The sequence below is a fragment of the Allofournierella sp. genome (assembly GCF_017889395.1).
Taxonomy (GTDB): domain Bacteria; phylum Bacillota; class Clostridia; order Oscillospirales; family Ruminococcaceae; genus Allofournierella.
The window spans coordinates 1-10,786 of the sequence record NZ_JAGHKE010000088.1 but is presented as its reverse complement, the minus strand read 5'-3'; the positions used below and the strand labels follow the sequence as shown (position 1 = coordinate 10,786).

Genomic DNA, 10,786 nt, shown 5'->3' with positions numbered 1-10,786 from the left:
AAGACCGGCAGCATCAGTAAAGCAGTTTTCACAGCCCATTGACGTTGAAATTTTTACGCAGGAGGAAAAAGACTTATCGAGGAACCGCAGAAATATCACATCATATACGCCGATCCGCCGTGGCGGTATGAGTGTAAACGAACAGGGGCGGCGGAGCATCACTATCCTACCATGAGCATTGACGAGCTGTGCGCCCTGCCAGTGGGAAAGCTGGCAAAAAAGGACTGCCTGCTGTTTTTGCCCTGCGGCCAGAACGAACAAGGATGCTGGGGCGTCTGCCTGACCCCCATGGTGGAGGCCGCCCGCATGGACGGCGTGCTGGCCGAGCTGCGGTTTGAGCCGGTGCATCTGCCGGGTGCGGCGGGCACGCCCGCTCAGATCGTGGAAAATCTTGACCGGAACATCCGGCTGCTGGAGGCCGAAAAAGCCGCCGCGCTGGACCACCGGGCCGCCTTGTGGCAGCAGGCAAAGCCCTGGGCCGCTCCCCTTTACGCCCTGGCCTGCCGAAGGGCCCGGATCGAAGAGCTGCGCCGGTGTGCCGCGGTGCGCGGCGAGCGATTCTTTTACTGCGTATGGCTGCGCCAGCCGGATCTGGCGGCTTTTGAAGCCGCCTGCCGGGGTCTGGGCCAGCTGGATCTGCTGCCGGACCGGGTGCTGGCCCGCCGGGCCTGGGAGCAGGAAACAGCAAGAAGCGAAGGAAAGTGAGATGAGAACACCTTGGCCATTGAAAAAATGAAGCTGGTTCGGGTGGACGGGCTGCTGCCCCAGCTGGACGAGCTGATCGCAGCCTGCTGCCTGAACGGCGATTTCCACCCGGAGCCCGCGGTGCAGCACATGTCCGGCTCGCTGGGCTATGTGACCCTGAGCGAGGACAACCCCTACACCCCGGACGTGCAGCAGATGGAGGACCTGTTCCGGCTGGCCGGGCAGACCGAACTGCCCGCCGTCACCGGCAAGCCCCGCCATATCCGGGGCGAGGAGCTGGAGCTGGTGCATCAGGTGGCCCGGCAGCTGCAGGACCTGGCCGCCGAGCGGGATGCGCTGGTGGAACAGAAAAACCAGCTGGCCCAGCAGCGGGACCAGTTCGCCCACTTCTCCGGGCTGGATGTGCCGCTGGAAAGCATTCTGGGCTGCGAGTATATCAAGATCCGATTCGGTTTTCTGCCCAAGGCCAGCTACGCCCGCATGACGGTGGCTTACGCGGAAAACCCCCACGTGCTGTTCGTCACCTGCGGCGAGGAGGCCGCCGGGTACTGGGGCTTGTATTTCACTCCCCGGGAGACCGCCGACGAGATTGACGGCATCTTCTCCACCCTGTTCTTTGAGCGGCTGCATCTGCCCGCCGCCACCGGCACTCCGGCCCAGATCGTGAGCCAGCTGGACGCCCAGATGGCCGAGCTGGACAAAAAACTGGAGGATGTGGCCCAGCGCACCGCCGATTACTGGGCCGAAGAGGAAAAGCCCCTGGCGGACATCTACCGCCAGCTGAAATGGCACCAGAGCGTATTTGATATGCGCCACTACGCCGCCTGCCGCGACAACTACTTCTTCTTCGTGGGCTGGGTGCCCGCCGACAAGGCCCCGGAATTCGAGAAGAAGGCAAAGGCCATCCCCCACATGCGGGTCACGGTGAGCGACCCGGGCGAGGTGGAGGAATCCACGCCGCCCACCCTTTTGAAGAACCCCTGGTTCGTGCGGCCCTTCGAGATGTTCGTGGACATGTACGGCCTGCCCAGCTACGGCGAGATGGACATCACCGCCTTTGTGGCCATCACCTTCACGGTGCTGTTCGGCATCATGTTCGGTGACCTGGGCCAGGGCGCGGTGCTGGCCATCGGCGGCTTTGTCCTTTGGAAGTGGAAAAAGATCGGTCTGGCCCGGCTGGTGGTGCCCTGCGGCATCTCCAGCATGGTGTTCGGTTTTCTGTTCGGCTCGGTGTTCGGCTTTGAGGAAGCGCTGAACCCGGTGTATGAGGCCCTCGGCTGGAGCGGCAAGCCCATCAGCTGGTGGCCCGGCGCTCCCCATTCGGTGCTGGACACCGCCGCCATCAACCCCATTCTGATCTGCGCCATCTTCATCGGCGTGGCCATGGTGTTCCTGGCCATGTTGCTGCACGTGTACGCAGCGGTACGCAAAAAGCACTGGGGCGAGGCTATCTTCTCCAACAACGGCCTGGTGGGTATGCTGGTGTACGCCGCCGGTGTTTCGCTGGTGAGCGGCTTCATGAAGGGCCCCGTCTTCCTGCCAAGCAGCGTGGCGCTGGCCATTCTGGTGGCGGGCCTTGTGGTGCTTTTCTTCCAGGAGGTGCTCATCGGTCTGGTGGACCATCATCCCCACTGGAAGCCGGAAAGCTGGGCCGACTACTGCATGCAGAACATCTTTGAACTGCTGGAATACGTGCTGAGCTATTTCAGCAATACGGTATCCTTTTTGCGCGTGGGCGCCTTCGTCTTCGTGCACGCGGCCATGATGATGGCCATCTTCAGCCTGGCGGGCGACCCGCCCAACATGATCGTGGTGGTGCTGGGCAACGCCCTCATCATCGCACTGGAGGGCCTGCTCTCCGGCATTCAGGGCCTGCGCCTTGAATTTTACGAAATGTTCAGCCGCTGCTACGAGGGCGGCGGCCACCCCTTCCGGGGCGTGGACCTGACCAAGAAGGCGCAGCAGGGCTGACCGTCCGCCGCCTTTGAGATAGTTATTTGGAGGTAATGATCTATGAATCCCGTAATCACTGCTCTGCTCGTTTTGCTGCCCCTGGCCCTGATCATGGGCTGCGCCGCCTGGCTGGCCAAGCGCTCCGCCGCCGGTATGCCCGTCAAGCGCACCCTGGCCATCAACCTGAGCTGCTTTCTGGTTGTGATGCTGATCGCCGGCTGCTTCGCCTTCGCAGTCAGCGCTGAGGACGCTGCCGCCACCACCGCCGTGATGACCGCCGCCGAGAAGGCCGCCAGCAACGAGAGCATGGGCCTTGGCCTGCTGGCTGCCGCGCTGGTTACCGGTCTTGCCGGCATCGGCGGCGGCCTGGCCGTTGCCGCGGGCGCTCCCGCCGCCATCGCCGCCGCCAGCGAGGATCCCAAGAGCTTCGGTAAGAGCCTGATCTTCGTTGCTCTGGGTGAGTCCATCGCGCTGTACGGCGTGGTTATCTCCATCCTGATCCTGAACAAGCTGGTCTGACCCGGCGGCTTCAAAGCGAAGGGAGGGCAGACCATGCGGTTTTATCTGATCAGCGACAATACCGATACCCAGACCGGCATGCGGCTGGCGGGCATCGAGGGCGTGGTGGCCCACCAGGCCGACGAAGTGACCGCCGCCCTGGACTATGCGTTGGCCCAGCCGGACGTGGGCATGATCCTGGTGACGGAAAAGATTGCCGATGATTTCGAGACCATCGTGAACGAGGCAAAGCAAGCCCCGGACGCCCCGCTGATCCTGGCCATTCCGGACCGGCACGGCTCGGCTTTGGGCAAGGATCGCATCACCCGCTATGTGCGGGAGGCCATCGGCGTAAAAATTTAACCCGATGACCGCAAACCAACCAAAAGAGGTGTAAGCCATGATCGACGAAAACGAGCGGGCCGCGCAGTTTCTGCAGGCCATCCAGCGGGACGCCGAGCACCGGCGCAGCGAGATCGTGAAGGCCATTGACGCCGAAACCGCCGCCGAGCTGGAAAAGAAGCGGACCGAAGCGGAGAAAAAGGCCGCCCGCATGGAGGAATACGAGACCCAGCGCGCCACCGAAAACGCCAACCGGCTGCTTTCGCAGAGCGTGCTGGACGCCGGGGCGGAGCTTGCCCGCCGCCGGGGCCAGATCGCGGACGAGGTGTTCTCGGCCTGCGAAAAAGAGATCGAAGCCTTCGTGAGCAGCCCGGACTACGGGCCGTTTCTGAAGCAGAACGCCGCCGGGCTGCTGACACTGCTGCGGTGCGACACCGCCCAGTTCTTCGCCCGGCCCCAGGACCTGGAGCTGGCCCGGCAGAACCTGCCCGCCGGCTGCACCGTGGAGGCAGACGGCACCATCCGTCTGGGCGGGCTGCGCGCCCGCGCGGGCAGCACCGAGGCGGACGACACGCTGGACATGCGCATGGAGAACCAGAAGGACTGGTTTTTGCGCTCCTGCGGCATGTCCATCGCGCTGGAACAGTTGTGAGGTGAAGGGAATTGGCAGAAAATCGCATCTATAGCATCAACGGCCCGGTTGTGACCGTGCGGGGCAAAACCGGGTTTTCCATGATGGAGATGGTGTATGTGGGCGAGGCGAGGCTGGTGGGCGAGGTGATCCGCCTGAGCGAGGACGCCGCCACCATCCAGGTATACGAGGAGACCGGCGGCCTTGCCCCCGGCGAGCCGGTGTATTCCACCGGCGGCGCGCTGGCCGTGACCCTGGGCCCCGGCATCCTGCGCAACATCTACGACGGCATCCAGCGCCCGCTGCCCGCTCTGGAAGAACTGAGCGGTGCCTTCATCGGCCGCGGCTGCTCCGCTCCCGCGCTGGACGAGACCGCCCGCTGGGACGTGACCGTGCTGGCAAAGCCCGGCGACCGGCTCACCCCCGGCCAGATTTACGCCACCTGCCCCGAGACCCCCGCCATCGAGCACCGGTGCATGGTGCCGCCCAATGTGTCCGGCACCGTGACCTGGGTGGCCGAAAACGGCAGCTACACCGTGAACGACACGGTGGTCAAGCTCACCGACGACCGGGGCAACGAGCGGGTACTGACCCGGTGCCAGAAATGGCCCATCCGAATCCCCCGCCCTGTCTCCCGCCGGATGCCCGCTCAGCGGCCGCTGATCACCGGCATGCGCGTGGTGGACACCATGTTCCCCATCGCCAAAGGCGGCGCGGCGGCCATTCCCGGCGGCTTCGGCACCGGCAAGACCATGACCCAGCACCAGCTGGCCAAATGGTGTGACGCAGACATCATCATCTACGTGGGCTGCGGCGAACGCGGCAACGAGATGACCCAGGCGCTGACCGAATTCAGCGAGCTGATCGACCCCAAGACCGGCCGCCCGCTGACCGACCGCACCGTGCTGATCGCCAACACCTCCAACATGCCGGTGGCCGCCCGCGAGGCGTCCATCTACACCGGCATCACGCTGGCGGAATACTACCGGGACATGGGCTACCATGCCGCCATGATGGCGGACTCCACCTCCCGCTGGGCCGAGGCCCTGCGCGAGATCAGCGGCCGTCTGGAGGAAATGCCCGCCGACGAGGGCTACCCCGCCTACCTGCCCAGCCGTCTGGCCCAGTTCTACGAGCGCGCGGGCTATGCTCAGGCGCTGTGCGGCCAGGAGGGCTCTGTCACCGTAATCGGCGCGGTCAGCCCCCAGGGCTCCGACTTCTCGGAGCCGGTCACCCAGAACACCAAGCGGTTCACCCGCTGCTTCTGGGCGCTGGACAAGGCCCTGGCCTACGCCCGCCATTACCCGGCCATCAACTGGAACACCAGCTACAGCGAGTATCTGGGGGATCTGTCCCCCTGGTACTACGACAACGTAGGCCCGGACTTCATGCAGTGCCGGGAGCGCATTGCCGGTCTGCTTTTGCAGGAGACCAGCCTGATGGAGATCGTGAAGCTGATCGGCTCCGACGTGCTGCCGGACGACCAGAAGCTGATCATCGAGATCGCCCGCGTCATCCGCGTGGGCTTTTTGCAGCAGAACTTCTTCCACGACCAGGACACCTACGTGAGCCTGGAAAAGCAGCTGAAGATGATGCGGGTGATCCTGCATCTGTACGAAAAGAGCCAGGTGCTGGTGGCAAAGCAGGTGCCCATGAGCCGGGTGTTGCGCACCGGTTTGTTCGACAAGCTGGTCAAGATGAAGTACGACATCCCCAACGACCACCTGGAGCTTTTCGACGATTATACCGCCGAGATCGACCAGAAGATCGGCGAACTCATGCGCCCGTGACCGGCGCCGGAAAGGAGAGATTTGTACCATGCTCTTAGAGTATGTTGGCCTCAGCCAGATCAACGGCTCGCTGGTGATTCTGGATGGGGTGAAAAACGCCAGCTACGACGAGATGGTGGTGCTGCGCCTTGACGACGGCAGCCAGCGCATCGGCCGCATCGTGATGATCGAGGGCGAGAAATGCGTGATTCAGGTGTTCGAGGGAACCACCGGATTTTCGCTTTCCAACACCCGCACCACCCTGACCGGCCATCCCATGCAGGTGGACCTGAGCCCGGAGCTGCTGGGCCGCACGCTGGACGGTCTGGGCCGCCCCATCGACGGCCTGGGCGCCATCTACCCGGAATGCCGCCGGGATGTGAATGGCGCGCCCATCAACCCGGTGAGCCGGGTCTATCCCCGCAACTACATCTGCACCGGCATTTCCGCCATTGACGCGCTGACCACCCTGATCCGCGGCCAGAAGCTGCCCATCTTTTCCGGGTCCGGCATGCGCCACAACGAGCTGGCGGTGCAGATCGTAAAGCAGGCAAACGTATCCGACGGCGAGGATTTCGCCATCGTGTTCGCGGCCATGGGCGTGAAGAACGACGTGGCGGATTATTTCAAGAGCTCCTTCGAGGCCGCCAACGTAATGGACCGGGTGGTCATGCTGCTGAATCTGGCGGGCGACCCCATCGTGGAACGCATCATCACACCCAAGGCGGCGCTGACCATCGCCGAGTATCTAGCCTTTGATCTGGGCAAGAACATTCTGGTCATCCTCACCGACATGACCAGCTACTGTGAGGCCCTGCGGGAGTTCTCCTCCTCCAAGGGCGAGATTCCCGGCCGTAAGGGCTACCCCGGCTACCTGTATTCCGATCTGGCCAGCCTGTACGAGCGGGCGGGCATCGTGAAGGGCAAGAAGGGTTCCGTGACCCAGATCCCCATTCTGACCATGCCCAACGACGACATCACCCATCCCATTCCGGACCTGACCGGATACATCACCGAGGGCCAGATCGTGCTGGACCGCAATCTGGACGCCACCGGCGTGTATCCGCCCATCAGCGTGCTGCCCAGCCTGTCCCGTCTGATGAAGGACGGCATCGGCAAGGGCTACACCCGCGAGGACCACAACCCGCTGGCCAACCAGCTGTTCGCCACCTATGCCCGAGTACAGGACGCAAAGGCGCTGGCCAGCGTCATCGGTGAGGAAGAGCTTTCGCCCAGCGACAAGCGGGTGATGGAGTTCGGCCGCGCCTTTGAGGAAAAGTTCGTGGGTCAGGGCAACACCAGCCGGACCATCGAGGAGACGCTGGATCTTGGCTGGGAGCTGCTGAGCATGCTGCCCAAAGAGGAGCTGGACCGTGTGGACCAGGTATTGCTGGACCACTACTACAAGCCCAAAACCGACCCCAAGCAGCGGGAGCTGGGGGTGCGCCGGGCTTTCCACAACGACGCCGAGTAACCGGGCAGATACACCCAGAAAGGAGGCCTTGTTTTGGCGCAGCAGATATTCCCCACAAAAAGCAATCTGATGGCACAGCAGAAGAGCCTTGCGCTGGCCAGCCAGGGCTACGAACTGATGGACCGCAAGCGCAACATTCTGGTACGCGAGATGATGCAGCTCATCGACCGGGCCGCCGCCATTCAGGACCAGATCGCCGCGGCCTATGCGGAGGCATACGCTGCCCTGCAGCTGGCCAATGTGACGCTGGGCGTGGTATCGAGCTTTGCTCACACGGTACCGGTGGAAAACGGGCTTTCGCTGGACTGGCGAAGCGTGATGGGCGTGGAGCTGCCCATGGTAAAGCTGGAGGAGACCGCGCCCCAGAGCCTGTATTACGGTCTGGGCGGGACCAACAGCCAGCTGGACGAGGCATACCGCAAGTTCTGCCAGGTGAAGCGGCTCACGGTGGAGCTGGCCGAGGTGGAGAGCAGCGTATACCGCTTGGCACAGGCCATTCAGAAGACCCAGAAGCGGGCCAACGCCCTGAGCAACATCATGATTCCGCAGTTCAATTCCAACATCAAGTACATCACCGAAGTGTTGGAAGAAAAAGAACGGGAAGATTTCTCCCGCCTCAAAGTAATCAAATCTTCTTTTTAGCGGACTCGACCGGTAACGGGGTGCGGTACGCTTCTGGATACGCACCGGATTTTCCTCAGCAACGTACGCCAGCACCCATTTGGCGGACCCGACCGTTGGCGGGGTGCGGTACCCGATATATACCGGGTAAGTCTCCGCGAAAGGATGCCAACTGCCCTTGACGGACTCGACCGGTTCTTTGCCGTGTTCCAAGGGTTTGAAACAAAATCCCTTTCTTCCCCGCCAAGATTGCAATCCAGTTCATTGAATTAAAAACAAAAATTACTTTTAGTGTTTAAAACTCGCGCAACTGCACCTCGCCTTTTTGGGCGGGGTGCTTCTTTGTGTGTGTGTATCTTCTTGGATATCTTTTTGGGTATCTTATATTGCTCTTCCGGTTTCGTCACTTTCAAATGCTGCATCCGGTGCATGGAAGGCTCGAAACTGTCGTTTCCATCTTTCAAATTCGTAACATGGAAGTGACGCAGCGGGCACAGGGTTTTCGGCATGGAGCGCATGGGTGTTTTCCTCCTTTGGTTCTGTTGAAATTTCCGGGAACAAACGGGCAGAAAAAAACCGGCGGCGCATGGCAAAATAAAAGCCATACGCCGTCGGTTTTCTATTTGTTCCAGTTTATATGATAGCACAGGAGGAACCGGGCTTTCCAGGGTCAAAACAAAGGTTTATCCGGGCTTTTCGACGAAAATCCGGGTAAACTACACTGCAATCAGCCTGCCCCGGTCGAGTCCATAAATGGCTGTTCACGTACCCGTAAGCGTACCGCCCCCCCGCTGCCGGTCGAGTCCGCCAAAAATGGGGGTTAGCGTACGTTGCTGAGGAAAATCCGGTGCGTACCCGTAAGTGTACCGCACCCCGCTAACGGTCGAGTCCATCAAAAAGGCAGTTTGCGTATTTCGCTGAGGAAAATCCGGTGCGTATCCGTAAACGTCCCGCACTCAGTTACCGGTCGAGTCGTTAAAAAAACCAGGAGGGGAGCCAGCGGGCGGAGGCAATCCAGCTTTCGGATACCGAGATGCCGGTCACCGCCGGGTAGAACCAGAGGAACACCGCTGCCGCCGCAATCAGAACGCACAGGGCGATTCTCCGCGCAAGCTGCGGCCGGTCATGGTCCAGCTTGGACAGCATCACGGCAAGCCCCGCCACCGCAAACCACAGGCTGGGGAAATAATGGTACAGGAAGGTGCACCGGGTCACCAGTACCCAGGGCAGCAGCTGCGCCAGATACAGCACCAGCACACTTCCCTGCGCCCGGCATGCCCGCCCGCTGATCTGCCGCCAGACCAACGTGCACAGCCCGGCCAGCGCTGCCCACCATACGATGGGATTACCCATGCCTGCAATGGTCCCCCGCATCCCTGCAGGCAGCCCGCTGGCAGAATAATACCATACAGGGCGTAATAACAAGGTCCAGGTATACCAGTTGGATTCATAGGGATGGGTGCTCTTGAGCTGACTGTGGTAGTTGAACATGGTCAGCTGACACTGCCACCACTCGCCCAGGCTGAAGCCGCCTTCCCGCCACCAGTAGGGCAGATAAGCCAGCACGTAAATCATCAGCGGAATCAGCACGAAGAAGAGCACACCGCCCATCAGGGCAATGGCCAGTTCCCTGCTGAAGCCCGGCTTCTTCTGCCGCCAGCGGGCCCACAGCACCCCGAAATACAACACCGCCAGCCCGGCCCCGGCATAGATGCCGGTCCACTTGCTGGCCGCGCCCAGGCCGAAGGAAACACCAGCCAGGGCCATGGGCAGGATACTGTTATCCACACCTTTGGTCAGCACGCTCTGGCAGTACCAGAGCATGAAATAGGCCCCCAGCAGGATAAAGAAGGTGCCGTAGATATCGATGGTGGCAATCCGGCTCTGGGCATAGCGCATCAAATCCAGCCCGGCCAGAAGGGCCGCAAAGCCCGCCCACCGGGGCGACCGGGTAAGCCGCCGCACAAAGAGATACAGCACCGGCACCAGAGCAATGCCGAACAGCGCGCCCGCCACACGCCAGCCGAAGCCGGTCATGCCGAACACCGCGATGCCCAGCATGATGAACACCTTGCCCAGCGGCGGGTGGGTGGTCTCGTACACCGGCATACCATGCAGATGCTCGTAGGCAGTGCGGCCGTGGTAGATCTCGTCAAAATACATGCTGTTTTTGTAGCTGATGGTGTCCGGCACCAGATTCTGCTCGTCGAACAGGGCCCCGCTCTCGCCGGTCACGGCCAGGCATTCGCCCGCGTCGTTCTTGAAGGCCAGCTCCATCAGGCTGGCATCGGTGAGGGTGATGGTGTAGGTCTCGCTGTCGGTAACCGGCAGGGACAGCCAATGGAACACGTTGCCGTAGTCCAGCGCCTGGTTCACCAGCTCGGTGCCCCGGCTGTCGGTCACGGTGAGCTGACCGCTCCAGTTGATCTCCGGGTAAATCCACAGGCTGGAGGCCTCGCCCTCCACCTGTACGGTGTAGGTCCTGGTCCCCTGCACCACCTCCGGGTTCTGAGGCGCGGTGAAGTCGCCCAGATTGGTCAGGCTCACCACCCCCACCAGAAGGGTACCCGCCAGCAGCCAGAGCAGCTCCGGCCGGGTCCAGCGGGGCTGGGGTGCGGGCGCGGTGATGGCAGGCTCCGGGGAGGGTTGCAGCGCACAGATCTTTTCGCCGCGGCACAGCCGCAGGCAGGCCAGCCAGACCATCACGGTGCCCACCAGGTTGGCCAGACTCACCACTGCGATCATCACACGGGCGGTGTCGCTGGTGAGGAACTGGTCCTCGGTGCCGTTGGA

At 62.1% G+C, this 10,786-nt stretch carries 10 protein-coding genes; 8 read left to right on the top strand and 2 right to left on the bottom strand.

The window, feature by feature from the left end:
• Positions 1-75: 75 nt before the first annotated feature.
• From J7G73_RS10995 to J7G73_RS10960, 8 genes are read left to right on the top strand one after another with little or no spacing between them, the layout of a single operon-like run.
• Complete coding sequence (locus J7G73_RS10995) at positions 76-705, top strand: MT-A70 family methyltransferase (RefSeq protein WP_291246281.1); 630 nt, start codon at positions 76-78, stop codon at positions 703-705.
• Between the two features lie 12 nt (positions 706-717).
• Positions 718-2,676 (top strand): V-type ATPase 116kDa subunit family protein, encoded by a 1,959-nt coding sequence (locus J7G73_RS10990; RefSeq protein WP_291246280.1) that lies wholly within the window; start codon positions 718-720, stop codon positions 2,674-2,676.
• Between the two features lie 42 nt (positions 2,677-2,718).
• Complete coding sequence (locus J7G73_RS10985) at positions 2,719-3,177, top strand: ATP synthase subunit C (RefSeq protein ID WP_164474893.1); 459 nt, start codon at positions 2,719-2,721, stop codon at positions 3,175-3,177.
• Positions 3,178-3,210: 33 nt separating this feature from the next.
• Entirely contained in the window at positions 3,211-3,519 is a 309-nt protein-coding gene (locus J7G73_RS10980) for a V-type ATP synthase subunit F (RefSeq protein ID WP_291246279.1), read from the top strand.
• 37 nt (positions 3,520-3,556) lie between these two features.
• Positions 3,557-4,150: a V-type ATP synthase subunit E gene (locus J7G73_RS10975; protein WP_087183257.1), complete on the top strand. Its 594-nt coding sequence runs from the start codon at positions 3,557-3,559 to the stop codon at positions 4,148-4,150.
• Between the two features lie 11 nt (positions 4,151-4,161).
• Positions 4,162-5,919, top strand: coding sequence for a V-type ATP synthase subunit A (locus tag J7G73_RS10970; RefSeq protein WP_291246278.1), 1,758 nt, complete (start codon positions 4,162-4,164; stop codon positions 5,917-5,919).
• 28 nt (positions 5,920-5,947) lie between these two features.
• Positions 5,948-7,372 (top strand): V-type ATP synthase subunit B, encoded by a 1,425-nt coding sequence (locus J7G73_RS10965; protein ID WP_087296305.1) that lies wholly within the window; start codon positions 5,948-5,950, stop codon positions 7,370-7,372.
• A gap of 33 nt (positions 7,373-7,405) precedes the next feature.
• Positions 7,406-8,014: a V-type ATP synthase subunit D gene (locus J7G73_RS10960; RefSeq protein ID WP_164474894.1), complete on the top strand. Its 609-nt coding sequence runs from the start codon at positions 7,406-7,408 to the stop codon at positions 8,012-8,014.
• 248 nt (positions 8,015-8,262) lie between these two features.
• Here J7G73_RS10960 and J7G73_RS10955 read toward each other — a convergent pair whose 3' ends face one another.
• Positions 8,263-8,511, bottom strand: coding sequence for a hypothetical protein (locus J7G73_RS10955; protein ID WP_291246277.1), 249 nt, complete (start codon positions 8,509-8,511; stop codon positions 8,263-8,265).
• A gap of 457 nt (positions 8,512-8,968) precedes the next feature.
• The coding region (locus J7G73_RS10950) for a phospholipid carrier-dependent glycosyltransferase (RefSeq protein WP_291246276.1) at positions 8,969-10,786 on the bottom strand (1,818 nt) is incomplete at its 5' end.

Bases quoted from the DNA above. Each gene is read 5' to 3' on its own strand.
- J7G73_RS10980 (WP_291246279.1), top strand. From the start codon at position 3,211: ATGCGGTTTTATCTGATCAGCGACAATACCGATACCCAGACCGGCATG.
- J7G73_RS10965 (WP_087296305.1), top strand. From the start codon at position 5,948: ATGCTCTTAGAGTATGTTGGCCTCAGCCAGATCAACGGCTCGCTGGTG.
- J7G73_RS10975 (WP_087183257.1), top strand. From the start codon at position 3,557: ATGATCGACGAAAACGAGCGGGCCGCGCAGTTTCTGCAGGCCATCCAG.
- J7G73_RS10985 (WP_164474893.1), top strand. From the start codon at position 2,719: ATGAATCCCGTAATCACTGCTCTGCTCGTTTTGCTGCCCCTGGCCCTG.
- J7G73_RS10955 (WP_291246277.1), bottom strand. From the start codon at position 8,511: ATGCGCTCCATGCCGAAAACCCTGTGCCCGCTGCGTCACTTCCATGTT.